Source organism: Paenibacillus illinoisensis NBRC 15959 (assembly GCF_004000925.1).
Lineage (GTDB): Bacteria > Bacillota > Bacilli > Paenibacillales > Paenibacillaceae > Paenibacillus > Paenibacillus illinoisensis.
The window spans coordinates 61,320-87,517 of record NZ_BIME01000001.1; the positions used below are offsets into that span (position 1 = coordinate 61,320).

The window sequence follows — 26,198 nt, forward strand, 5'->3', positions numbered from 1 at the left end:
TTAGTTGGCTCCCTTCAGCAAAGCATATGCGTTCCACGTATTTTCAAAGGCTCTCCGGTTCTCTGCACAATACAGTACACACGGGTCCATCTCAGAGACAGGCTCGGCATCTGTCACGGAAACAACGATGGATGCGTCCGGGTATTGTCCCGAAGGATCAAGTGGATGAGGTGTGTTCGATAACACGAGCAGCATATCCATTTCTGTGCGGATGGTCACTGAGCGTTCTGCCGTTTCCTGCAGCGAGTAATTCATCGTTCCGTCCAGCTCACAAACGACTTTGGAGAAAAAGTTGACCGGTACCCCGATATCGCGTGGTGACAGATTGTTCCGGAACAGTTCAACCTTTAAGTTCTCTTCCCCGCTTCTAAGCCAGTCATTGCGGTGATCCTGATATGTGGTCTTCCCATACTTTTCATCCGTACCCTCTCGGGTTGAATATCCCGATAAAGGATCATGCCAGCCTACCGAATCCTCCGTAATGGAAGCAAGCGCCTTTCCCTGATCTGTCATCAATATATTGCCTCTTGTCAAAAAAGCGGTATGTTGGGCTTTGAGCGTATCGGGCATGTTGTACCGTTCCGCTGGATCATGTGCATGGAAGAACAATGCCGACACATTGGCTCGATCCCGTGTTGCCTTTAATGTAATGCATTTTCCTCTTCCTACATGAGCAGACCATTTGCTTCCAGGCTGCATCGTCATTGTAAATAATGCTGTCATTGTTCATTCCTCCTGTAGAAAAGTATAGAAAAAAGCCCGGGAGAAACATCAAAGATTGCTCTTTGATCGATTCTCCCGGGCTTTTATCCCGCCGTGTACATCAGGTTTTAATCTCCCAATGCGTTTTCTCTCGGACCAGTCAGCCAGTGGACGGCTCGGAACCCTAGAAAACATTTTATTTAATTGATGTTATGAATACTAACACGTAAAATTACATTTCACAATACTTTTTTTAAAATATGCGATAAAAAAACCAATTACACTTGCACTTTTTTCATATTCTTCTCAAAATAACGAAATACGTACTATAGAAAATGCACTAATGTTCGTATATTTCTAAAAAATAACTTGATTTTTGATAAAACCCCTGTAAAAATGTGAAGTGTCATGACATAGCATTACGATGTATCATTCTCGATTCTGAAGGAGGTTTTATAATGTCACAAAATATAACACTAAAAAGAAATCTCTCCTTGAGCCATGTGGTGACCATGGGGCTGGCCTGGATGTCTCCCATGATTTTTTTCACAAGTTTCGGCGTGCTGCATGAGGGTTCACAAGGTATGCTCCTGGCTGCCTATGTCCTTGCTTTTGTAGCCATTTTATTTACAGCTGGCAGCTACGGGCAGATGGCCAAAGCTTTTCCAGTGTCTGGTTCGGCGTATACCTATGTAAGCCAGGCCATGAATCCGTTTATCGGTTTTCTGGTGGGCTGGGTGATTCTGCTTGATTATTTGTTTTCCTGCATTGTAGCTGTACTCATGTTTGGCATTAATCTACATGCTCAGTTTCCCTCCATCCCTTCTCCTGTCTGGATTGTGCTTCTAACCCTAATTGTGATGACCATCAACATCATCGGCATCAAAACGTCAGCAAACGTCAACAAAATCTTTGTTCTGATGCAGATCATTTTTATAGCAGGGTTCTGTGCATTTCTTGTATACAAAGCAGTGACACAAGGGGTATCCGCAGGATTTAATCCTCTTCATTCCGTAGAAGGAGTTCCTTTCTCCGCCGTAATGGCGGGTGCATCTCTTGTTTGTTTCTCTTTCCTTGGTTTTGACTCCATTACAACGATGGCGGAAGAAACGCGAAAACCCGAAAAAACGATACCTCGGGCCATCCTGATTATCGTCAGCGTCGCCGGGATCATGTATTTTGCAACAGCATATTTAATTCAACAAATGTATCCCTCGTTCACTTTTACACATATGGACGCTGCAGGATTCGAATTAATGCAGGTTATAGGCGGAGGAACGCTTGCATCCATCTTCACCTTTGTCGTAATTTTCTCCGTGCTCGCACAGGGCATGTCCTCCATGACAACCGTTTCAAGGCTGCTGTTTGTCATGGGTAGATCCTCCTTGCTTCCTCGGAAATTCAGTTCTGTTCACCCCAAATTCCGTACACCTGTGTTCAACATTGTGCTGGTCAGCATCATCTCCCTGGCTGCCTTATTCATTAGTCTGGAGACAGCCATCATGTTTGTCAGTTTCGGTGCGCTAACGGCCTTCCTGTTCGTTAATCTTTCCGTCATCTGTCACTACATCATTCGCGAGAAAAAACGCAGTGTGCAGGACTGGATTGTGAGAATGGTCTTTCCCTTGTTAGGCGCCTTGTTCATTCTATATCTCATCACTCAACTTGAAGCTTCCTCTTTGCTCCTTGGTACGGGCTGGATCGCTCTTGGCCTCGTTCTGTATGTGAATCAACGATTGAGATCCTCTTCTGTATCCAAGGCATTGCCAGAGATTGAAGAGGCCATGTGAGTGAAATCAATCATTAATTTTTCAGTATGCTTTCTCTCCCTGCGTGTACCATAAAAAAGAACCTGAATGCAGCATTCAGGTTCTTTTTTTTCTGTACTCATCTTTTGATTTCACAATGCAGGAACTGCGATGTATTGCTATGCTATACGAGAGTTTTACTCATAATAAAATCGGTTTGCTCTTCATCCCCCATATAAAAGGAATGAGCTCCTGTCTGGATAAATCCCATCTTGTTATAAAAAGCAATTGCCTTCCTGTTTTTCTCCCATACCCCTAGCCAAACTTTGCTTTTGTTCATGTCCATCGCTATTTCGATTGCTTTATTCAATAAATGCTTACCCAGCCCATGGTTTTGGAACTGGCTTCTAATATAGATCCTCTCAACCTCAAGGAACTCTTCCCCCATTTTCTCGGATTGTGCATCATCGACATTGACCTTTAAATAGCCAGCTAGTTCTTCGTTGAAATATACAAAATAAATGTATGAAGATGGATTAGCTAACTCCCTTTCCAGTTGTTCCGAGTGGAATGCTTTTGCCAAATATGCCTCCATATTCTCAGGCGTATTCTGATCTTTGAATGTATCACGAAACGTGTCTATACTGATTTTTTGGAGTGTCTGCAGATCTTCACGACTGCACTTTGTAATTTTTATTGTCATGTTAAGATATCGCCCCTTTATGAAATAAACAGTTTTTTCGTAGTCCTATTTCCGCTTTGAACCCTCACTTTTTTGTTGCAAATGCAATAAAAAGTGGTTATATTAAATCTACTCCAAACATGTTGTATTTGCAACAAAAAAACATAAAAAAGAGGTGGATTAAGTTGAAATATGTATTTTTTTGCGTTGGAATCTTGATATTGACTCTTGGTATCTCACTCACAATCCATTCCGATCTCGGGACATCCCCGTTTGACGCTCTTTTGGTAGGTTTATCTGTTCAGGTGGGGCTCTCTGTAGGCAGCTGGGAGATTATCATAGCGTTACTTCTGCTATGTTGTAATTCGCTCATACGGAGAAGGAGACCGGAAGTTTTAGGATTGTTGACCGCATTAGTTACGGGAATTGGCATCGATATGTGGCTTTTTCTATTGCATAGCTGGACTGTACCTGAGTTATGGCTAACTAAATGGGCATACATGGTCATCGGCTTGATCCTCATCGGAATAGGAACTGCCACATACTTATTGACCCATTTTGCACCGATCCCTTTGGACCGATTAACATTAATTATACAGGAACTTATGCGAACGAATCTCTTTGTAGCCAGAACGTGCATTTATCTTATTTTTCTTGGATTAGCGTTGATCCTAAAAGGACCCATCGGGATGGGAACGATCCTAACCGTTTGTTTAGGCGGATTCATGTTGAATATCTTCATGCCTTTGACCAAAAGAATTTTGGAACGTTTCATCCATCAATCCAGCTCATGGTCAGATTCATGAAATACTCCCGTGCGAACAGTAAACATAACAAACGGTCACGATTTCTATTATAATCATACTTATTCCACAAGCTAAATCGCATATATTCTTAGACCCATAAGGAGATATTCATGGACATACCCAAAGGTACATATGGCTTTCGATTCGCTGAAGATCCGGAACTGCAACTATGTATATTATATGCGGCAGGCTCTGATAGCATCAGCAATCCTTCCTATCATTGGGACGGATTGACACGAAGCGATGGGCCTCTCCTTCTTTTCCAGTACACGCTTTCTGGTCAGGGAGTATACGAATCAAGAGAACAGCTGCACCGCGTCTCTGCCGGACATGCTTTTCTTGCCGAGATCCCTGGACCCCATCGCTATTACTATCACCCTGAATCCAGAGAACCGTGGGAATTTCTGTTTTTGCTCTTCCGGCCGAATCTAATTCTGCCTCACTGGCGTAAATTTTTGCGCGAAGCAGGGGAAGTCCCCTATCTCCCTGCAGACTGTGCACCAGTTAAGTTGTTGCGAATGATTGTAAATGATGCAGCAGCAGGCCGAATCTCCGATCCCTTGATCGCATCCTCTTCGGTATATCAATTCATGACGGAGCTGGCCAGATTACAGGTTACGACTCTGCGAAACAAGCATACTTGGCCGGATAACGTCAAGCGTGCAGCTGAATTTATAGAGCAGCATTATTCACAAATGATTAGTATCGATCAGTTAGCCGAACATGTCTCTTTGTCCAAATATCATCTGATTCGGCGCTTCTCGGCCAGCACGGGACTTACTCCCGTAGCTTATTTAACTCGCATTCGCATTGATAAAGCCATGGAACTGCTTCGGGGAACCGAGCATAGCATTGACATGATTGCCGAGCGTATCGGGTATTCCAGCGGAAGTTATTTTATTAAAGCATTTCGTACCATGACCGGACTTACACCAGGGGAGTTCCGCAGCGGAGGCGAGAGCCTTGCTTATCGTAAACTGTTCTTTGATTAACAGCAATATAGTACTATTCAGCTTCCAAGATTACCATAGATATTGCTAGTCTCCTTGATTAATATGAACTTAACCAGAGCAATAATTAATCAGTAAAGGAGATTTCCCATGAATCACAAGCATGCAGCACCCACACCACCGCTTGGTTGGAACAGCTGGGATTGTTACGGTGCGGCCGTAACAGAAGAAGAAATTCGCGGGAACGCGGAATACATGGCTGAACATCTCAAACCCTTCGGCTGGAACTACATTACCGTCGACATCCAATGGTATGAACCTTATGCAAATTCCTCTCAATACCGGGCTTTTGTTCCTTTGGTGATGGACGAATATTCCCGGCTTATGCCTGCTGAGAACCGCTTTCCCTCTGCTGAAGGCGGTCAAGGATTCAAGCCATTAGCCGATTACGTACATAGTCTTGGATTAAAATTCGGTATTCACATTATGCGCGGGATTCCAAGGCAGGCTGCACATGCAGCTACCCCTATTCTGAATACCACCGTTACAGCACGTGATATTGCACATACCAATTCTATCTGTCCATGGAATACGGACATGTATGGTGTTGACGCATCGAAGGAAGGTGCGCAGGCCTATTACGACTCTCTTTTTAAACTCTACGCCGAGTGGGGCGTGGACTTGGTCAAGGTAGACGACATCGCTGCATCCAGGCTGTATGATACCCATCAGCCTGAGATCGAGCTAATCTCCAAAGCCATCCAACGCTGCGGCCGGCCTATGGTACTGAGTCTCTCTCCTGGTCCAGCTCCTGTGGAATACTCCGCGTTCTTCGCTGAACATGCCAATATGTGGCGGGTCACGGATGACTTCTGGGATCAATGGCCGCTGCTGCTGGATATGTTTGATCGCTGCCGAACCTGGCAAGGTATCCCTGAGGCGGGATGCTGGCCGGACTGCGACATGCTCCCGCTCGGCCATATCGGCATCCGGTCCGTTGACGGAGGTGGCGCGGATCGCTGGACTCGTTTCACACGGGATGAGCAGTTGACCATGATGTCGCTCTGGAGCATCTTCCGCTCTCCGCTCATTTTCGGCGGTGAGCTTCGCGACTGTGACGAATGGACCCTATCCCTGTTAACCAACAAGGAAGTGCTGCGGATGAATCAGGATAGCCATGGAGCCAAGGAAACGCTGCGCCAAGGTAATCTCATTGTCTGGACAGCAGAAGCCGCTGATCAATCCCGTTATGCTGCATTATTCAATGTAGGTGATTCAGAGCTCCCGGTAAGTCTGTCTGTTGATGACATCGGTCTTACGGGCTTCACCTCGGGCACCGAGCTGTGGAATGAAACGCCAGCCGAACTTACTGAAGACGTTCTACAGATGAATATTCCTTCGCACGGCGTACGACTCTATCAATTCTATTGATCATGGGTTACCTGGTTTAGAGCATCTCCATACCTAAATGAGCCAGTCGCGTGAATTATTTTGGCAACTGGCTCATTTCGTTTTATATCCGTTTTTTATTATCATACCGTTAGTTCTTCAATTGTTACAAGAAGCCTACTGATTTTATCCCTTGGTTGCTCCGGCAGAGATCCCCTTCACAAAGTATCTTTGCAGAGCAACAAAAACGATCAGCACGGGTACCACCGACAAGGCAGTTCCAGCAAATATCATATCCCATCTGGAGGAGAACTCACCGATATAGCGGTAAATTTCAACGACCATGGTTTTGGGCTCACCTGAAGGAAGAACGAGCATCGGCATGAGAAAATCGTTCCAGATCCCCAAACCGTTTAAAATAATCATACTAGCTGTCACCGGTCCGAGCAGCGGGAATACAATTCTCCAGAAAATGCTGTAGCGACTGCATCCGTCAATTTCCGCAGCTTCTTCAATTTCCTTTGGAATCCCTTTAACAAAGCTGGTGTACAACAGGCAACCAAATCCAATAGCTCCTGCGATATAAACCAATATTGGCCCAGCGAGGCTGCCATAGAGGCCCAGCATTTTCAATTCTTTAAATAATGGAATCATGTATGCCTGAAATGGAATCATCATCCCTGCCAGGAAGTAGAGAAATACAAAATTCGTCCATTTGGCATTTCTCCTTTCAATGGCATAACCAGCCATAGGAATGATCAATATCTGCATCACAATGGAGACTACGGTCAGGATCAGACTATTCAGGATCGCCCTCGGGAACTCCGTCTCGGTCAACAGATACTTGAAATTCTCAAGGTACAACGAAGTTGGTAATGAGAGTGCATTTCGCATGATTTCACCATTACTTTTGAAGGCAGACATTAAATTAAAGAAGATGGGAAAAAAGAACAGGATAGCGAATATCAGAATAACGACGAAGAGAATGACATCCGTTGTTTTTTTGCGTGTCTGCATAGTCATGTTAATACTGCACCTCCCGCTTGCGGAGGATTTTCACTTGAATCACGGTGATAACAAGAATAATCACAAATAACACCATGGCAAGAGCTGTCCCGAAGCCCTGTCTTAACTCCCCGAAACCGACTTTGTAGATGATATATGTCAGTGTTTCTGTTGCGAAACCAGGCCCTCCATCGGTCATTACTGCAATTTGATCGAATATTTTCAGTGCACTAATCATTGAAAGAACCATACATACGGTAACAGACCCGGCAAGCAGTGGGAAGGTAATGAATCGAAATTGCTGCCAGCCATTTGCACCGTCTATATTGGCTGCTTCGGACAGTTCTGCAGGAATGCTTTGAAGACCGGCCAAATAAATGATCATGTAGTAACCAGCCCCCTTCCAAACGGTAGACAAGATCACGGACAGCATAGCGTACTTGGGATCACCCAACCAATCCATTGTCCAGCTTCCAAGGCCAATATGGTTCAGAATTTGATTCACCACACCAAAGTTGTAATTCAGGATCATCGCCCAAACGAAGCCCATTACGATTCCGCTCAGTAAGGTAGGAAAGTAAAATATGCTCCGAAACAAATTTTTGAACCAACGGACTTTGTCCACCATGAGGGCCATGGCGATCGCAGCGATATTTTCCAGCACAACCAGGCTCACCGTCATGATAAGCGTATTTTTGAGGGCATTATGAACCCTCGGGCTGCTCCATATCTCAATAAAATTAGCAAAGCCGATATAGCGGATATCTTCACTTATGCCATCCCAGGACGTAAAGCTTAGATATGCACTTCCCAGAGTAGGCACAATAACAAATAGCGTGTACAGAATTAACGACGGAAGTATAAAAACAACAGCAAAAGGATGATGCTTTTTCTTCCGTCTTCGAGCGGATACAGCTGCCAAAGTTGCTTTATCCGTTGATGCAGGTATTCCCATTTCATATACTCCTTCCTTATCTAAGGAGGAACCACCCCGTAGCGGTCCCCCGCGAATTAGTTTACATCGAATTTGCCTTGACCTGGTTATCGTATTCCGTATCAACCTGTTCCATATACGTTTTCACATCACCATCATTCAGGACCATTTCCTGCAGCTTTTTATAGAACCAGTTTCGGAATTGTGGCGGTATTAAATTCTCTCCCCACCAATTGTTAATCGCCAAGGACTTTGTTACATTCGGATCTGACATCAGATCAAGGGCCGTCTGCATCGCTTCTCCAGTTTCATATGTCACTTCTGCTTGCGTAGAGGGGATTCCGTTAACACTTGCAAGATACTGAGAATACTGCTCCGGCTCGAAGAAGAAACGAATGAACTTCTTGATTGCTTCCGTCTTCTTCGGATCCTTGGCTGCCTCAGCAGAAAGTGTCCAACCGGCAGGTGATGGAAGTCCGATCACATTCACATGACCCTCCCGGTCCGGAACTGCATAGAAACCGTATTCAAAGCTTGGATCTGCTTCTTCGATCTGTGAGAACATCCAGGTACCCGAGTATAGTTGTGCCGCCTTTCCTGTGATTAGAAAAGAAGCTGTTTGGTTATCAGGAGTACTTAACCAACCTTTGTCTACATAATTTTGGAACAACACTTTGTAATCCGTCATCGCCTGCACGACGTTTTCATCTGCGAAGCTGACAGACTGCTCTGTCTTTTTGGAATTCCAATCCGGATCTTTTGCATATACCTCATCAATGAGAAACTTGTTCACCCAGAACCCCATATGAAAAATATCTTTGCCTCCAACAACGATCGGAGTTATACCAGAGACCTTCAGTTTTTCCTGGATAGCAATGAATTCATCATACGTTTTGGGAAGCTCACTAATCCCCGCATCGGCATATGCCTTTTTGCTGTATATGATTCCTTGGGGCACATTATTGGCTATAGGAGCATTCCAAATCTTTCCGTCAACCTCAGGTGGGGAATCAAACAGCTCAATCAAGTCAGAAGGAAGTTCCACGATTTTACCTGCATCGGCAAAGACCTCTGTATCCCTCATCTCAACAAGGTCAGGGAACTCGCCGACCGCATCCTTAGTTTTTAACCAGTCCAGGTAGGAATTGCTTGTGTTCTCGCTCATATCCTTAATTTCAATACTCGGATTAGCCTCCGTGAATCTTTTGATGGAATCAGCGATCGCTTTTTTGGCAGCAGGATCCCCTGAAGCATAACCAATGGTGAAACTTACTTTGTCACTGCTGCTTGTTGACCCGTTTTCATCAGAATTCGGACTACTGCTTGTGCTGCAAGCACCTAAGGTCATAGCCACTGCAAGCAGCAAAGCCGATAACTTGAATTTTGATTTCAGCATAACGTACATAACTCCCTTCCATATCAACAAAGTTCAAACAGCTTTTCCTTACAGGTAAGCGTTTTCGTATTTAGAATAGCACTGCCTGGTTTTGGTTTGTATGAACTTTTTAAAGCCTCATGTGCAGTAAATTTAAGAATAAAAAAAGAGCGGACAAGTTCATTCGCTCTTCAAGGGACCTATTCAGGAACAGGAAAGCTGAGCTGCACAGACGTCCCGATATTTTCCTGACTACTCACAGAGAGACCATAATTTTCTCCATACATCGATCGAATTCTTTCATGTACATTTTTCAGTCCCACTGATTTGTTATGCGGATTGGCCGTATACAGACCTTCATTAATGCTTTTCAGCTTCTCTTCGCTTATGCCTATACCATTATCATAAATAACAATGACCAGATTCCGCTCTTGCTTCTCTATCGTTATCCCTACCGTCCCCTTTTTCCTTTGACGAAGTCCATGCTGAATGGCATTTTCGACGATAGGCTGCAAACATAATTTCAAAATCGGCCATTCCATTTGCACGTCAGGAGCAATGTCATAATGCAGTACATATCTGTTTTCATAACGAATGGAGATGATGTAGAAATAATCATGCAGATGTTCAACTTCTCTCCATAGACTTACACGATCTTCTCCGTAGTCAATGACATATTTCAGTTGATTGGACAAAGAGTGAATCATGTCAGCGACTTCTTCCGCATCTTTGTCTACTGCATTCATGCGAATCACTTCAAGCGTGTTATACAGATAGTGCGGTCTGATTTGACTTTTTAGTGCATTTAGTTCAGTTTGCTTTTGCTTGATCTGAGCGATATAAGCTTCATCAATGTGGACTTGCAACCGCTCAACCATTCGATTGAATCCATGGGTCAGTCTGCCTATTTCATCGTTGCTGGTTACAGGGAGTCTGGCACTCAGCTTCCCGGACTCCACTACGGCCATCTGCTTGATTAGCTTGCGAATAGGTGCTGCGAGCCGCCGTGAAAACCAAGCTCCCATGACAATTAATACAACGGTGCAAATGAGGATGGCCAGATATACGGTAGCCCTGGCGGAGAAAAGCTGTTCAAACAACCCTGCTCGGTGAATAATTGCAACTAATTGACCTTCAATAAAAGGGATGTCTTCCCGGAGTACCAGCATTTCAGCATCCTTGCTTTTGGAGATGAATTCATCCAGTGTTCTATCCTTTTGGTTGCTGAAGTACATCTCATCCTGATCATTGAGCAGAACTAATTCATCCTGAGTACCGAGAGAGAGCTCATTCAGGAATTGCTGGAACATGGTGGTATCGACGTCCAGGAAGAGCGTTCCAACCACTTTAGGTTCACGTGTAAGACGTCCGGAGGTATCAATCAGATTGCGTGCAAGTGTAAATACTTCGCGTTTGGAACCAGTAAAGTAATCATCCTTATGCGTCGGAAAAAGCGCAGCCTTGGAAGGCTGGCTTCTCATCGTTTCTTTCCATTCATGAACCGGAAGTGCGTCCTCTGTCAGGCCTCTATTCTCTCTTTCTTGAGAGTAGATTTTGCCGTCTGACGATCTCATAAAATAAGCAGCTGATATATAATTGTCGCTAAACAATAATGTCTTCAGAAACGAGTCGATGGGAATTGAATTGATCTGCTCCAGCTCATTGACATTGAATGTCTGATTTTGATTTATGTTTTCGGCCAAACCCTCGTAGCGTACGTTATACATGAGCTTGGAAATATCATTATATTGTTGAAAAGCTGAATTCAGATTGTAACTCATATACATAATCATTTGTTGTTGATTACTCGTGGTGTACCGTTCCACGTAGCTTGAGAAGATTTGCACAGAGAAATAACTTAGCGCAAAGAGTGGGATTAGCCCCACCAAAATAAAAGAAGCTGAAAATTTGACAAAAATGCTTTTGGTCAAGAAACGCATGAAGGAAACACCTTCTTTATTCGTTATGTTTCGAACTGACGGAAAGACTGCCTATAGTCTTGCGGTACCTTTCCATATCTTTTCTTGAACATATCACTAAAGTGCCTTACGTTGTTGTAGCCCACACGATCGGCAATCTCATAAACCATGAGTTCCGTCTCCATAAGCAGCTTTAGCGCGTGACTCATACGCACTTCTGTGACGTAGTTTTTGAAATTTTGACCGGTGTGCTTTTTGAAGAAACTGCTGAAGTAGTAGGAGTTCATATAGACTAGGGCCGCCATGGATTCCAGTGTGATGTTACTGTCATAGTTTTCTTCAATATACGATTTGACTTTCGTAAGCAACGCACGTTCTTTTCCTGACAACTTACTCGCAAGTTTCTGCTGCATTTCCGTTAACACGGCTTCGACTTCTTGAGCAACATCTGCATAAGAGACACAGTCAGTCCATTTTTCAAGCAAGCCTCGTTGGTAACCCTCTAACTCTCCACCGAATTTCTCCAATTCCTGAATCAACGTCAAAACTGCATTATATACTCCTGTAAGCACGAGGTTTTTGTTGTTTCCCGCTTGTATCCTGATTTGTTCAAGGAGTTCCTTAATCAGCGGTTCGATCTTTTCTCGTTCCAAACACGTTAATGCATTTACTAAATGGGATTGAAGAACGGTTATGGACCTGTACTCTTTATTCGTGTCCGTGAGTGCTTCCCCATAACGAATAACCTGATTAGTTCCCGTAAAGAACTTACTATGAAGCGCTTTCAATGCTTCGCGGTAAGTTTCTTCTGCTTTCTCCATGCCTGCCATGCTCGTACCAACTCCGCACGAGACACTTAGCTTTAAATATTGCTGTAACCTATGACGAAGGTCTTGTGCTAATTGAAGAGGGTAATCCTTCTCCTCATGCTGAACCAGGATGGTAAACAATCCTTCCTTTTGAACTAGTAAGCCTGTTCCCTTCAACGGTTCCTGGTCCAATGTCTCTCGAATAATGTTGGACACTGCAAAGTTGACCAAGTGACGCTCGCGTTCTTCCCACCGGGAGGTGGCAGCATAATCGTCCATTTCCAAAACACAAACGGTAATAAATCGGCTAACTACGATCACACCCAACTGTATCAAATCAGCTATGGTATTCGTATCACCGTCCAGTAATCCGTCAAGAAGCTGCTCAATGGTATTGGCTCGATTTTTTTCTTCATAATAAGATAACATCTTTTTGTTCCGTTCACCGTCCGAGGTTTCGCGGATCATAGATACGGCTTTGCCAACTACCCTCTCCAGCTGAATTTTATTTATTGGCTTTACCAGATAATCCAGTGCCCCTAACTGAATCGCTTGACGTGCATATCCAAACTCTTGAAAAGCACTAATAAATATAACCTTGCCGCTGTACCCTTGTTCATTCAACTCCGTAATCACATCTATCCCACTTCCACCTGGCATACTGATATCGCTAATAATAAGTTGGGGATTATGTCTGGCTATCAAATCTCGTAGTTCGGTCCCATCATTAGCTTCAGCCACAATCCGGATTCCAAGCTGCTCCCAGGATATCAGCTTTTTTAATCCTCGCAATATGATGGGTTCATCATCTGCGAGTAATAGCTTTATGTATTCCATACAATCACCTTCCTTAACTAGGCCGAAAATGAACAACTTAACTCTTCATAGAGAACATAGGGCACAACCTAAACTTCGATCTATACCAAAATGAACATAAGCACACAAAAGGAGATATGATCTTATTGCATATCATTGTACGTTTTTTTTAGATTTTGTGCTGCACAATTTTCATTCGTCGATTATACAACGATATTGTTTCAGTAATCCTGAAACAACCCACGACTTTTTGGGTTGTGGGTTGTTTCTCTTCTTTATCGTTATCAATCTACCAAATATATAAATCCGTACCTTTTAGTTTGAATATTGCTTCAATAAAAAAATAATCTCCATAGATAATAGACTGATGGTGGCTTTTGGCGTGATACGCTGCCGAACCGTTTTGCAGAATACAATCGCAGCTGGTAGTCCAATCGGTTCTCAACTGTTCTAGTGTTTGGAGCAGCTTCAACGCTGCATTCAGATATAACTGTTTCTCGTGAGTTCCAACAATCTTGGCGATCTCAATCAAGCCACAGGCAGCGATGGCTGCTGCTGTTGAATCCTCCAGTACAGGTTCTGCCGGCTGCCTAAAATCAATAGGAATGATTCCGTGTTCAGGAATGTTCGCGATAAAATAGTGGGCTACTCGTTTAGCCGTATCCAGATACTCCTCTTTTTGCGTCCAGTTATAGCTCATCATAAAACCATACAATGCCCAGCTCTGTCCCCGAGTCCAAGAAGAACCCTCCGCGTATCCCTGTCCCCCGTAGGTTTTGATGACCCCACCCACCGCCGGATCAAATTCAACAATATGGTTAACTGAACCGTCTGGTCTTACAAAGGTATTCATGGTGGTATCGGCATGTTTCATTGCAACGTGCTGAAAACGCGGATCTCCTGTTTCCTTGGAGGCCCAATATAAAAGTGGTATGTTAAGCATACAATCAATGATCGCCCATCCCCTTGTGTCTTCACCCTCAATATCATTCCAGGCTCGGATGAATTCTCCTGCCGGATTGTACCGGCCAGCAAGCAGGTTGGCTGCATGCAGGGCCCTATTGCGGGAATCAGGATTCCTTGTAAGTTTATAATTCGCGACACTCGTCGGCAGCCACATAAATCCTACATCATGATGCAGCCCATCAAATTTCTGGAAGCAGCTATCCAATTTCACTTCAGAGATTTGAGCAATTTGTTTGTATTTGGGTTCTCCGGTTGCATTAAACAACTGCCACATCATGCCTCCCCAGAATCCATTCGTCCACCAGCATATTCCGTCGTCAGCCGAATGGGTTGAATTATGGACTGATCTGTCATCATGTTCTCCATCAATAGTCGTATATGGGATTTTGTTTTTGGATTTAACACTGACCCAATCCATTTTTGCTGTGATTTTGTCTACTACGTGATCTACCCATACCCTTTTGTCATCTAATGTAAGCATACAGCAGTCCTTCTTTCTTCTTGAGAAGTTGTCTTAGCCCATCTGGTACACATATCGAATTTAGAATACCACTCGTCACGAAATGTCTGTATGTACTTTTTTAAGCTTCCTATGCTATAAATTTAAGAACTTACGTGAAGGCAGAGCGAAGTCACCTTTATCCGAAACCACTAATCCTATAAATGCTTATATTAGCTCAAGAAGATCAGAATCGTGCTTCAAAATGAAAAAGAGCAGCTGCACGCTGCAGCTACTCTTCATTGATCTCTATTATGTAACGCTTCAAGGATGAATAACTTCTTATTGAAAAGATTTGCAGCCTCACTGCAACCTAGTCCCCTGACTCTTTTTTTTTGATCCAAGACCTCAACTATTCTTTCAAGCTTCATATAGATCGCACGCAAGTAAACAACAATAAAGAGCAAACCCAAAATTAAGGATGATAGCGAGCATATATTCCCTCCTCCATTAAATCCTTAATTATTAGTTACAAGCTCATGGATAAACCATTTCACACTCTAATTATACATAAAAAGGTAAATGTATGCAGGAAGCTTCTGTTGACCTATGCAGTGGTTGATAAAAATAAAAAACCGATAAACCCCATCTCTCAGGGTCTATCGGTAACGCACATATCCGAGCTAATCAGATCACTTATAATGTTTTCAAATACCAAGTATCACATGCATAATGTTCAGATCCATTCAAGGGCTTGTCTAATGCAATAAATCCATTTTTGGCATAGAACTTGTTGGCTGCCGTCATATTGCTCAGGGTTTCCAGGTAACATTGTTCATAATGATCTTTCGCATAATCAAGGACAACCTGCAGTAATTCACTTGAGATCCCTGTACCTCTGGTTTCTTGGAATGCATACATCTTTTGCAGCTCACAAATCTGAGGATAACCGTCAATCGGACCAATACCGCAGCCCGCTACGACCACAGCATCTTGCTCAACTACCCAATATTTAGACCCCGCATTCTGGTACAGATTATAGAAGTCTCCCAAATGTGGATCTGTCCAGGCTGTCCCTGGTTTGTTCGCACCAAATTCGATCAAACACGTTCTGATCAGATGTTCCACCTGTTGATTATCTCTTTCTTCAATCTCTCTGATCAACATAGAAGTAAACCTCCGTAAGTATGTTTCTGTTCCATTAAGTAAACAGTCATTAGACGTTCTCAATCATATGGCTGGACAGCCAATAATGTTTCAATTCATAGACAAGTATCGCCCAGTAATCGACTGTTCTGCACGGATGATCTGTGAAGGAATACCTTCATATACAACTTGTCCCCCCTTGCTTCCTCCATCCGGTCCCATATCGATAATCCAATCGGCCTGGCTGATCACATCGAGATTATGCTCAATCACAATAACCGTGTTGCCTGCATCCACGAGACGGTTCATGATATCCAGAAGATGACCGATATCCGACATATGAAGACCTGTCGTTGGTTCGTCCATTACATAAATACTACCTTTTTTGTGCAGTTCACTTGCAAGTTTGATTCTTTGGCATTCCCCGCCTGAGAGTGTGCTTAACGGCTGGCCAAGTGTAATATAGTTCAATCCGACATCGCTCATCGCCTGAAGCTTGCGTACCACTTCTTTTAATTGAAAAAACTCGAGCGCTTGCTCAACGGTCATCTCCAGCACTTCAGCAATCGACTTGCCACCAAGTTTGTATTCCAACACTTCGTCTTTGAACCTTCTGCCTTCGCATACATCGCATGGCAGCTTCACGCTGTCCAGAAAGGAAAGGTCTGTATATAAGACACCAAGTCCTTGGCAGTTGTCACACGCTCCCTTGGAATTGAAGCTGAACAAGCCCTGATTCACCTTATTTTCCTTTGCAAACGCTTTGCGCACGTCATCCATAATGCCCGTGTATGTTGCCGGGTTCGACCGTGTGGATACACCGACTGCTGACTGGTCGATTACTATTGCATCTGCATGCTGACTGAGAAACACTTCGTTGATAAGCGTACTTTTTCCCGATCCGGCAACACCTGTGACGACAGTAAGCACTCCGGTCGGAATATCAACACTTACATTCTGCAAGTTATGCAAAGTTGCATCTTTAATAAGCAGTTTGCCAGATGGCTGCCTGCAGTCGTGTTTTAATTGCAAAGGCCGCTTCATGTGTCTGCCAGTCAGAGTGCCAGATTCCAGCAATCCACTGAAACTTCCTTCATATACAATGGTACCACCGCGTTTACCAGCGTAAGGTCCGACGTCCACGATATGGTCCGCAACCTTGATGACATCCGGATCGTGCTCAACAACAATCACGGTGTTACCTTTGTTGCGCAGCTTTTGAAGCAATTCATTCAATCGGTGTACGTCACGAGGGTGCAAGCCAACACTGGGCTCATCGAAGATATAGGTGACATCGACAAGGCTGCCGCTTAGGTGCTTCACCATTTTGACACGCTGCGACTCGCCGCCGGATAACGTATCTGTCTCACGATCCAATGTCAGGTAGTCCAGTCCAATATCCACTAGATGCTGCAGTCGTTCCAACAAAGACTTAATGACCGGTGCTGCAACTGCATCATTCATTTCCCGGATGGTGCGAATAAGCTGGCCCACTTCCATGGCAGACATCTCCGCAATATTCAGTCCATGAATTCTGCAACTGAGTGCTGCCTGACTAAGTCGCGCACCGTTACAGCTGGAGCAAGGACCTTCAGAGATAAACGGCATAACCGCTTTTTGAGTACGTTCCGATTTCGTCTTCACATCCTGCTTGATGTACTTGTTCGTGAATTTCTCAATAACACCTTCTACGGTAATATTCGTTGCTTTACCAGCGAAATCCATCTTTACTTTTCTTGCCTTACCATATAAAAGAAGGTCCAATTCCGCTTCCGAGTATTCACTTAACTTCTTATTGGGATCAAAGTCTCCTGATTGCAGCACCATGTTCCAATCCCAGCCATCCACGGCATAATCCGGGAGCATCAGCGCCCCTTCGTTTAGAGATTTCTCCATGTCCACAGCCTTGCTCATATCCACGCCAAGTCTGCGTCCGATTCCGTTGCACTCAGGACACATGCCTTGCGGATCATTAAACGAGAACATGTTTACTGGCCCGACATAAGGCTGTCCAACGCGAGAGAATAGAAGACGAAGGATAGGTGAAATATCGGTGATTGTTCCCATTGTGGAGTGAGATCCGCCGCCGAGCCGCTTCTGATCCACAATCACGGCCATGCTCAGATTTTCAATGGCATCGGTATCTGGCTGGGGAACACGAGGCAGAAACGTACGAACGAACATACTGAAGTTTTCGTTCAACAATCGAGTGGATTCTGCCGCAATTGTATCAAAGACAATCGATGACTTGCCGGATCCGGATACTCCGGTGAAGATCGTAATTTTACGCTTGGGGATGCGCAAAGAAACGTTCTTGAGGTTGTTCTCCCTTGCACCAGTGAGTACGATGTACTCCTGATTAGATTCGCTCATGCGTTAGAACCCTCCGATTTATTTATTCATAGAATACAGCCATAACTTGGACATTCAAGTTTAACTTTATTGAGACGGATCCATCTTGATTTTCTATGGGTGTAGACGGTTGTGGGATTAGACACCATGTAATGACGTTTAGATTGTAAGACACCATTTAGAGCTGTGTCAACGAACCTGTATTCTTTTCCCGAAAAAGCGTACGTAACAAGCTGAGGCATATTTTATCTCCTAATGGTTCACCTTATCTGAGAAGAGAGGTGTACCTACTTTGACGGATTTAAGTTGTGCTGCACAAGATGCTTCCTCTTCATCTGAAGGTAAGGAGAAGGGAAACTTAAAATGGTGGCAGCTATCCCTGCTTGGCATCGGCTGTACGATTGGTACCGGATACTTTCTGGGTTCGGGAATAGGGATCAAACAGACCGGACCTTCAATGGTGTTATCCTTTTTGATCGCCGCTCTGGGTACCTACATTGTGTTTCACTTCCTGGCTAAAATGACTACTGCAGATCCTCAGGAAGGTTCGTTCTGTTATTATGCAGGCAAAGCCTTTGGGCGTTGGGCACGCTTTGGCTGTGGATGGAACTATTGGAGCACCAAAATTTTAATCATGGGAAGCCAGTTAACGGCTTTGTCCATTCTCTCCCGATTTTGGTTTCCTAATGTTCCTCTCTGGGTTTTTGCGGCGGGTTATGCCATACTCTCCATTTTTGTTGTCCTACTTGGGACACAATGGTTTGACAAGATAGAGAATGTTCTCGCTGTGGTCAAAACCGCAGCTATTGTCATGTTTATTCTGCTGGCTGCAGCAGCACTCTTCGGCTGGATCCATGGGGGAAGCAATGAACGGCCAGGCATGCCAAGTTCAGCTGCTGAACTGTTCCCAGGTAAGTTTCCATCCTTCTGGTCGTCACTTCTCTATGCATTTTACGCATATGGCGGTGTAGAGACCATCGGACTCATGTCCATCCAGTTACAGGATAAAAAGGATGCCCCCAAAGCCGGAAAGGTGATGTTAACCGGCCTTTCCATCCTTTATATGTTATCGATTGGCATGGCCGTGTTCATGGTGCACTATACGAAGATGAATGAAAAGGAAAGCCCGTTTGTTACGGCTCTATCGTCGTATCATTTGGAATTCTTTCCTCATGTATTCAATGGCGCCATCATCTTGGCCGGTTTTTCGGCCATGAGCGCTTCTTTGTTTGCTGTCGTCAACCTTCTGGTGACCATGTCCAAGGATGGAGACGCGCCTAAGCTGTTCAAAGCAAAATTAAAATTCAAACAACTTCCTCTACCTTCCCTTGTGCTTGCTGCGGTTGGCTTATGCGCCTCTATAGTGACAGCCCTGCTGCTTCCAGGAAAGATATATGAGTACATCACTACCGCAGCCGGTATATTGCAGATGTATAACTGGTCCTTTATCATTATCGCTGCCTTCAAAATACTTCAGATCCGCGCCAGGGATGTCATACTTGGCATTTCCGGTCTAGTCCTGTTATTGGGCGCGGTAAGTGGGACACTAATGAAACCGGACATCCGGGTAGGCTTTTATGTAAGTCTGATCATGATTTTTGTGATAGCTCTTTTCACCTGGATCATGACAAGATGGTGGAAAAAACATAAGGTCTCGACGTAGCAAAAAAAGAGGATATCCCGCGAAGGATATCCTCTTCCTGTTTCAAAACGCTTCAATCCATCTATAATAGAGGAATATTTCCCTCTTCGCATTCCCGCCACGTTCTGTCATTCCACACCGACGCCTGCACTTCTCCAACATGCGCTTTTCGCAGCAAAAACATACACAGTCTGGATTTACCAATTCCGCCTCCAATCGTGAAAGGAAGTACTCCGTTCAAGACAGATTGATGAAAATCAAGAGCGGCCCGTTCGTTCGCTTGACTCAGGTTCAATTGCTTTTCAAGTGCAGCGGCATCAACACGTATTCCCATCGATGAGACTTCCAGAGCCTGCTCCAGCACCGAAAACCATAATAAAATATCTCCGTTTAACGTCCAATCATCATAATCCGGTGAACGACCGTCATGCACAATCCCTGAATTCAGCAGCCCACCTACCTGCATGATAAACACCGCACCGTATTGGCGTGTAATCTCATTTTCGCGCTCTTTTGGGGTAAGATCCGGATATCGGTCCTCCAACTCTTGTGTTGTGATGAAGAAAATCTGATCGGGCAGAATGGGCTCAAGGCATGAGTATTGAGTATAGAGTTCTTGCTCTGTTGTTTGAATCGAACGATAGATTTTGCTTACTTCTTCCTTGAGGGTCGTTAGGTTGCGTTGATCTTCTGCTATGACCTTCTCCCAGTCCCATTGATCCACATAGATGGAATGCAAATTATCCATCCACTCATCTCGTCTGATGGCATTCATATTGGTGTATAATCCTTCACCCACCTGAAAGCCATATGTCTTCAGTGCTATCCGTTTCCACTTCGCTAGGGATTGAACAACCTCAATCTGTCCTTCTTCCATATCCAATGCATCGAAAGAAACGATACGCTCTATTCCGTTCAAATTATCGTTAATTCCTGTACCTTCTTGCAGAAGAACAGGTGAGGGTACCTGTATGAGATTTATATGCTGCTCCAATCGTTCCTGAAACTTCTTTTTTGTAAAATGTATGGCCTCGGCAGTTTCCCTTAGGTTCAGCATCGGTTGGTACTTGTTCGGTACAACAATCGTTCGCAGCATGAAAGTACATCGTCCCTTCAGTTTGATTATCATGCAGTTTTCTGCATAACTGATGAGAGCAGTCTATGTGCCTATCATGGCGGTGTCGCGTTGTCCCACTCCAGAATTGAAGCATTTGGGTGTACGCCCATCCTTTACGAGAACAATGCACGCAGCCCTTGAAGCGCAAAATAAACGCCGAACCCAACCAGAGACAAACCGGATACAACGGATATGATGGAGAGGCTTCTTTGATTGAGATAACGCCGCATTCCTGTAGTTAACCCTGCCACAAGCAAATCCCAGAGCGTCAATCCGATGAAGATCATACTGCTGTATATCAGCAGATGACTTGTCCCGAATGATACTGCCGTTTTGGCCAGAATGGATCCATAAATGCCTAACCAGAAAATGATGGACATCGGGCTGGTGATCGACATCAAAAATCCCAGCATGAAGCAGTGAAAGAGGGAATCCTTGCGATTTTTGGCCGAATGCAGCTTCACTTTGTTGATTTGCAGAATACTCTCGATGCCAGTATAGGTTAGCGTGAACCCGCCAACGAGCCAGAGGAGAATTTGTACCCAGGGGATATTGAGAAATTGAACCAAGCCCATATAAATCAACAGCATAAAGGCAGCATCGGCGATCATGGAACCCGCTCCGACCATCCATGCATGCCAAAAACCATTTTTGATGCCTTTGTCCAATCGGGCTGAATTGACAGGCCCAATGGGAGCAGCAAGCGTCAAACCAAGGAAAATATAACTGATCAGAAGTTGAACACTCAAGACTTCCTCACTCCTACTCGCTTGTCCAGTTTATTTCCCCATCTTATGATCCAATTACGCTTAACATGACAATATTACAACCATTTATATAGCTTTTATCTATGAAAAAAAGACTATTTCACAGACAGATAAACATGTCTGGAAATAGCCTCTATATAACGTCGTTATTTGATGCTTCTACATCGTACGATTTTTAGTTTGATCGATAACCCAAAAATCTTTTTACGCTATAGGTGTTCCTGGTGGTAGATCAATATCAGGTTTTAACAACACGACATCCCCTTTTTCGGGTACACCTCCTAGAACCAATACCTCCGACTTGAATCCGGCGATCCGGCGCGGAGGGAAATTAACAACAGCAATAACTTGTTTCCCTATGACCACTTCCGCTTCATATCTTTTCGTAATTTGTGCACTCGATTTCTTGATACCAATCTCTTCTCCAAAATCAATCTCCAGCTTGATCGCCGGCACTTTTGCCTCTGCAAAAAACTCAGCATGAAGTATTGTTCCAATGCGGATATCCAGCTTCATAAAATCATCAATGGTTGCCATGTATATAATCTCCTCATCTTTTGTTTTATTCCAATATAATACACTAAATCCATTCTTGTTTAGCTACGATGTGACTGGAGGAACGGAGCCAAAAGTACACGCCCATACCGAACAATGTAATCAATCCACCTGTTAATTGAAATGCGGTTATCGTTTCTCCCAAAAATAGATAAGCCAGAAGAATTGCCAGAACAGGTTCCCCAATAATCCCTACAGAAACTGTCGTAGCGCCGATCGTTTTTAATAGTAGGTTAAAAATATTCTGACCAAAAATGGTTGGAATTACGGCGAGCAACAAGAAATAGGTCCAATCCGAAGAACGGTAACCCACCAAAGGAATTTGATTGAACAAGCAATAAACCAGCATCACGGTCCCGCCCAGGAAAAAAACAAGGATACTGTATAAATTCGAGTCTATCTTACGGCTGACCTTCTGCCCTGCAAGCATATAAGCAGAAACCAAAATGGTTCCCAACAAGGATAGTCCGTCTCCTAATATCGCCTCTCGCGAAATCCCCAGATCCCCCCAAGCAATGATGATTGAACCAATGAGGGCTGCAATTAAGCAACAGATCGTTAGCATGCTGTTTCGTTCTCTGAACATAAAATAAGAGCCAATCATTACGAATAAAGGCTGCAATGACAAGATGACCATAGAACTCGCCACCGAAGTATGGACCAAGGATTCCATCCAAAATAAAAAGTGTAATCCAAGAAATAGCCCTGCTACCACTACGGTAACCCAGTCTTTCTTGTTCATCTTAGAGATCAGAAGGGCTTTCCAGGGTACAAAAGGAAGCATAATGATTACGGATATGTACAATCTGTACATTCCAGCCACAGCGGTTGCCGTATCTGATGATTTGATCATAATCGATGAGATCGAAACAGACAGGATGCTGATCAAAAGCAATATATACGGATGGAGCGGTAACGACGATTGTTTCATTTTCACATGTAAATCCTCCAGGATGTTTTATCCAATCGTCTGTGCACAGGATGTATTGATAACCTTAAGATCTGATATAATAATATCACCGCTTATCGATCATTAGTGCAATAATATCTTTCATTTATATCGATATATCGTCAATTGAAAGGAATCAACTCCATGGAGAAACCCTTGCATGAGACCATCCAATATCCCGATACTTCCTTCCCTTATATCATGTACACGCATACGGTCCACGATAGCATCCCTGAAGGAAGAGGGTTCAACGACCTGCATTGGCATGAAGATCTACAGATCACATTGGTTACCAAAGGAACACTGGTGATCCAGGTTAACGGGATGGATCATGAATTACATACAGGTCAGGCCATTCTGATCAATAAAAGCATTCTTCATGTTACGACCCATTTGACGCATAACGGACAGTATGTCAGTTTTAATTTTCCGGAGAAACTGCTAGCTTTCTACTCGGATAGTGCCATGGAGAAAAACTATGTCCTCCCCTATACCAACTCGTCCTTTGTATCCCTTGTAATCAAAGGCGAAGTTACATGGGAAATTCAAGTACTTGAAATGCTTTGGGATATGAAAAAAAAATTTGAGATGACCAAACAATGGGGCTGGGAGTACGAGGTTTCCATTCAGACGGTACAGCTGTGGCTGACCATAATCTCCAATTTTTCGCTATCGACAGAGGAAGCATCAGTGAACGTGAAGCGTCAACAGGAGAGACTTCAATTCATGCTCAGTTTCATCCACCGTCATTATGCAGATCCGATTACATTACAGGAGATCGCCGATGCATCTCATCTGAGTGTTTCGGAATGCACCCGAAGTTTTAAGCGTACAATTCATATGACCCCTTATGCCTACTTGATTAAGTATCGAATTAAAAAAAGCTGTGAGTTATTAAGCTCGACCGACTATACTATAACGGAGATAGCCCATAGAGTGGGCTTCAATCATGTGAATCACTTTATTCAGTCTTTCAAAAAACAGCATCAACAAACACCTAACGACTTCCGCAGGGGGCGAGTGAAATGATTGAAATTACGACTGAACTGGTACGTCAGCTGATCCAGAGTCAATTTCCCGAGTGGAAACACCTAACCATAGCACCCGTGGACAAAAGTGGACACGATAATCGGACCTATCGATTAGGAAATGAGATGACTGTTCGTTTACCGAGTCATGAGCGATATGCCTCTGCTGTTCAAAAAGAATTGACGTGGCTGCCCATTTTCAAGCCTTATCTCTCCTTGCCGATTCCGGCACCGATTGCAAAAGGTGAGCCTACGGCAGCATATCCTCTTCCCTGGTCTGTTAACCAATGGATTGAAGGCAGCACAGTCACAGTTGAAAATATAACGGATCTGAACACATTTGCTGAGGATCTCGCTGGTTTTCTAATTGAACTGGAAGCGATTGATGCAAGCCAAGGTATTCCCGCAGGCATCCAAAATTTTCATCGCGGCGGAAACCTGGCTGTTTATGACCAGGACACCAGATCCGTCATTGACGTTTTACCCAGTCCGTACGATCCAAAGCTGTTATTGGAAATATGGGAGCTTGCCCTTGCCACAAAATATGAAGCCACACCGCTCTGGCTGCACGGTGACGTTGCTGTAGGAAATCTGCTCGTACAAGACGGCCGATTGTGCGGCGTCATTGATTTCGGAACGATGGGCGTAGGTGATCCTTCCAGCGACCTGGTGCTGGCATGGAACTTTTTTGATGATAGGAGTCGTGATATTTTCCTCCGCCGAATGAATGCTGACCAAGATATGATTAACCGTGCGAGAGGATGGGCATTATGGAAAGCACTTATCACTTATGCCTGGAATGAACCAGGTTCGGAGTCATCCAACTGGGGAAAACGGGTTATAGATGTGATCATTCGAGATTATAAATCACTTTAGTCATATCGTCCTTGTAGTACTCCTAAGATAAAACATAAAAACCGGATTCCTATTCGTGGAATCCGGTTTTATTATTAATGATATACATAATAGCTAACTAAGCCAGTCTCATTTTGAAATCCTGATACCCGAATTCACGGACAACTTCACAATCGCCATCTTTGCGTTTTACAGCGATGGCTGGCAATGGCATTCCGTTGAATGTATTCGTTTTGACCATGGAATAGATCGCCATATCTTCAAAGACCAGACGATCGCCTTCTTTCAAAGGCTCATCAAACGAATAATCTCCAATGACATCACCAGACAAACAAGTTTGACCGCCAAGACGGTACAGGTGAGGCTTCTCTCCTGCTTCTCCGGAGCCAACGAGCGGCGGACGATATGGCATTTCCAGTACGTCTGGCATGTGACAAGTGGCCGACGTATCCAGAATGGCAATATCCATTCCGTTTTTGTGGAAATCCAGCACAGAAGTCACCAGATAACCCGCGTTAAGCGCAACAGCTTCCCCTGGCTCCAGATAAACTTCCAAGCCATATTTGTCCTGCATGCGTTTGATGCATGCTTCCAGTCTTGGAATGTCATAATCCTCACGTGTAATGTGGTGTCCACCACCGAAGTTAATCCACTCCATTTGAGGCAGCCATTGTCCGAACTTCTCTTCCACTGCGTTCAGCGTCGTTTCCAGATCGTCGGAATTTTGTTGACATAGTGTATGGAAATGCAAACCGGAGACGCCTTCCAGCAGCTCTGCACGGAAATCCTCCTGTTTGGCACCGAAACGTGAACCTGGAGAGCACGGATCATAAATCTCGTGCCCTTCTTGGGTCGAACATTCAGGATTGATACGCAAGCCAATCTTGCGGCCAGCCTGAAGTGCTTTATCCTTAAATTTCGCAAGCTGCGAAAAAGAGTTGAAAATAATGTGATCGCAGATTGAAATAATCTCATCGATCTCGTCTTCACGGTAGGCTGGTGCAAATACATGATTCTCTTTGCCCATTTCCTCGTGGCCCAGACGGGCTTCATATAACCCGCTTGCCGTTGCCCCGCTCAAATATTGTCCGATTAGTGGATACATCGCTGTCATGGAAAATGCCTTTTGAGCCAGCACGATTTTGGCACCTGTACGCTGCATGACACCGTTAAGGATCTTCACATTTTTCTCAATAAGCGCCTCATCAACAACAAAGCATGGTGTCGGTAATTGCTCAAACCGCATC

22 protein-coding genes and 1 riboswitch are annotated in these 26,198 nt (G+C 44.2%); of the genes, 7 read left to right on the plus strand and 15 right to left on the minus strand.

Features of this window, described 5'->3' with window-relative positions; genetic code table 11:
- A complete protein-coding gene (locus tag PIL01S_RS00250; protein ID WP_127535739.1) occupies positions 1-723 on the minus strand; it encodes an urea amidolyase associated protein UAAP1 in 723 nt (240 codons plus the stop codon).
- A gap of 70 nt (positions 724-793) precedes the next feature.
- Positions 794-901, minus strand: a riboswitch (guanidine-I (ykkC/yxkD leader).
- A gap of 259 nt (positions 902-1,160) precedes the next feature.
- Between PIL01S_RS00250 and PIL01S_RS00255 the strand changes: the two genes are divergently transcribed.
- On the plus strand, positions 1,161-2,492 hold the full coding sequence (locus PIL01S_RS00255) for an APC family permease (protein ID WP_127535740.1): 1,332 nt from the start codon (positions 1,161-1,163) through the stop codon (positions 2,490-2,492).
- A 142-nt stretch (positions 2,493-2,634) separates the two neighbouring features.
- On the opposite strand, the gene paiA is transcribed toward PIL01S_RS00255, so the two are convergent.
- On the minus strand, positions 2,635-3,153 hold the full coding sequence (gene paiA, locus PIL01S_RS00260) for a spermidine/spermine N(1)-acetyltransferase (RefSeq protein ID WP_127535741.1): 519 nt from the start codon (positions 3,151-3,153) through the stop codon (positions 2,635-2,637).
- A 164-nt stretch (positions 3,154-3,317) separates the two neighbouring features.
- Between paiA and PIL01S_RS29790 the strand changes: the two genes are divergently transcribed.
- The 3 genes from PIL01S_RS29790 to PIL01S_RS00275 all read left to right on the plus strand — a co-directional run bounded on the left by PIL01S_RS29790 (position 3,318) and on the right by PIL01S_RS00275 (position 6,319).
- Entirely contained in the window at positions 3,318-3,938 is a 621-nt protein-coding gene (locus PIL01S_RS29790) for a YczE/YyaS/YitT family protein (RefSeq protein WP_127535742.1), read from the plus strand.
- Positions 3,939-4,048: 110 nt separating this feature from the next.
- Positions 4,049-4,930 (plus strand): helix-turn-helix domain-containing protein, encoded by an 882-nt coding sequence (locus tag PIL01S_RS00270; RefSeq protein ID WP_127535743.1) that lies wholly within the window; start codon positions 4,049-4,051, stop codon positions 4,928-4,930.
- 108 nt (positions 4,931-5,038) lie between these two features.
- The gene (locus PIL01S_RS00275; RefSeq protein ID WP_127535744.1) at positions 5,039-6,319 is read left to right on the plus strand and encodes a glycoside hydrolase family 27 protein; all 1,281 of its coding nucleotides are present in this window, start codon (positions 5,039-5,041) and stop codon (positions 6,317-6,319) included.
- 144 nt (positions 6,320-6,463) lie between these two features.
- Here the strand turns inward: PIL01S_RS00275 and PIL01S_RS00280 are convergent, their stop codons facing one another.
- From PIL01S_RS00280 to PIL01S_RS00315, 8 genes are all read right to left on the minus strand, one after another.
- Positions 6,464-7,300 (minus strand): carbohydrate ABC transporter permease, encoded by an 837-nt coding sequence (locus PIL01S_RS00280; protein ID WP_174818652.1) that lies wholly within the window; start codon positions 7,298-7,300, stop codon positions 6,464-6,466.
- 1 nt (position 7,301) lies between these two features.
- On the minus strand, positions 7,302-8,237 hold the full coding sequence (locus PIL01S_RS00285) for a carbohydrate ABC transporter permease (RefSeq protein ID WP_127535745.1): 936 nt from the start codon (positions 8,235-8,237) through the stop codon (positions 7,302-7,304).
- A gap of 61 nt (positions 8,238-8,298) precedes the next feature.
- Positions 8,299-9,612 carry an ABC transporter substrate-binding protein gene (locus PIL01S_RS00290; protein ID WP_127535746.1) on the minus strand — a complete coding sequence of 438 codons (1,314 nt, stop codon included), beginning with the start codon at positions 9,610-9,612 and terminating at the stop codon, positions 8,299-8,301.
- Positions 9,613-9,791: 179 nt separating this feature from the next.
- Entirely contained in the window at positions 9,792-11,531 is a 1,740-nt protein-coding gene (locus PIL01S_RS00295; protein ID WP_127535747.1) for a cache domain-containing sensor histidine kinase, read from the minus strand.
- 23 nt (positions 11,532-11,554) lie between these two features.
- On the minus strand, positions 11,555-13,156 hold the full coding sequence (locus tag PIL01S_RS00300) for a response regulator (protein WP_127535748.1): 1,602 nt from the start codon (positions 13,154-13,156) through the stop codon (positions 11,555-11,557).
- 268 nt (positions 13,157-13,424) lie between these two features.
- The gene (locus tag PIL01S_RS00305; protein WP_127535749.1) at positions 13,425-14,582 is read right to left on the minus strand and encodes a glycoside hydrolase family 88 protein; all 1,158 of its coding nucleotides are present in this window, start codon (positions 14,580-14,582) and stop codon (positions 13,425-13,427) included.
- A 654-nt stretch (positions 14,583-15,236) separates the two neighbouring features.
- Positions 15,237-15,707: a GNAT family N-acetyltransferase gene (locus PIL01S_RS00310; RefSeq protein ID WP_127535750.1), complete on the minus strand. Its 471-nt coding sequence runs from the start codon at positions 15,705-15,707 to the stop codon at positions 15,237-15,239.
- Between the two features lie 90 nt (positions 15,708-15,797).
- Positions 15,798-18,059, minus strand: a complete 2,262-nt coding sequence (locus PIL01S_RS00315) for an ATP-binding cassette domain-containing protein (RefSeq protein ID WP_127535751.1) — start codon at positions 18,057-18,059, stop codon at positions 15,798-15,800.
- A 271-nt stretch (positions 18,060-18,330) separates the two neighbouring features.
- Between PIL01S_RS00315 and PIL01S_RS00320 the strand changes: the two genes are divergently transcribed.
- Positions 18,331-19,701 (plus strand): amino acid permease, encoded by a 1,371-nt coding sequence (locus tag PIL01S_RS00320; RefSeq protein WP_127535752.1) that lies wholly within the window; start codon positions 18,331-18,333, stop codon positions 19,699-19,701.
- Between the two features lie 61 nt (positions 19,702-19,762).
- Here PIL01S_RS00320 and asnA read toward each other — a convergent pair whose 3' ends face one another.
- The 4 genes from asnA to PIL01S_RS00340 all read right to left on the minus strand — a co-directional run bounded on the left by asnA (position 19,763) and on the right by PIL01S_RS00340 (position 23,050).
- Positions 19,763-20,776, minus strand: coding sequence for an aspartate--ammonia ligase (asnA, locus tag PIL01S_RS00325; RefSeq protein ID WP_127535753.1), 1,014 nt, complete (start codon positions 20,774-20,776; stop codon positions 19,763-19,765).
- Between the two features lie 134 nt (positions 20,777-20,910).
- Positions 20,911-21,546, minus strand: a complete 636-nt coding sequence (locus tag PIL01S_RS00330) for a LysE family transporter (RefSeq protein WP_127535754.1) — start codon at positions 21,544-21,546, stop codon at positions 20,911-20,913.
- A 222-nt stretch (positions 21,547-21,768) separates the two neighbouring features.
- Positions 21,769-22,101, minus strand: a complete 333-nt coding sequence (gene csaA / locus PIL01S_RS00335; RefSeq protein ID WP_127535755.1) for a chaperone CsaA — start codon at positions 22,099-22,101, stop codon at positions 21,769-21,771.
- A gap of 43 nt (positions 22,102-22,144) precedes the next feature.
- Complete coding sequence (locus PIL01S_RS00340; protein WP_246058087.1) at positions 22,145-23,050, minus strand: DMT family transporter; 906 nt, start codon at positions 23,048-23,050, stop codon at positions 22,145-22,147.
- Between the two features lie 162 nt (positions 23,051-23,212).
- Between PIL01S_RS00340 and PIL01S_RS00345 the strand changes: the two genes are divergently transcribed.
- Together PIL01S_RS00345 and PIL01S_RS00350 are read left to right on the plus strand one after the other, a co-directional pair.
- Positions 23,213-24,097, plus strand: a complete 885-nt coding sequence (locus tag PIL01S_RS00345; protein WP_127535757.1) for an AraC family transcriptional regulator — start codon at positions 23,213-23,215, stop codon at positions 24,095-24,097.
- Positions 24,094-24,972: an aminoglycoside phosphotransferase family protein gene (locus tag PIL01S_RS00350; RefSeq protein WP_127535758.1), complete on the plus strand. Its 879-nt coding sequence runs from the start codon at positions 24,094-24,096 to the stop codon at positions 24,970-24,972. Before PIL01S_RS00345 ends, PIL01S_RS00350 begins: the two co-directional genes overlap by 4 nt.
- A 97-nt stretch (positions 24,973-25,069) precedes the next feature.
- On the opposite strand, the gene nspC is transcribed toward PIL01S_RS00350, so the two are convergent.
- On the minus strand, positions 25,070-26,197 hold the full coding sequence (gene nspC / locus PIL01S_RS00355) for a carboxynorspermidine decarboxylase (protein WP_095287195.1): 1,128 nt from the start codon (positions 26,195-26,197) through the stop codon (positions 25,070-25,072).
- Position 26,198 lies beyond the last annotated feature (1 nt).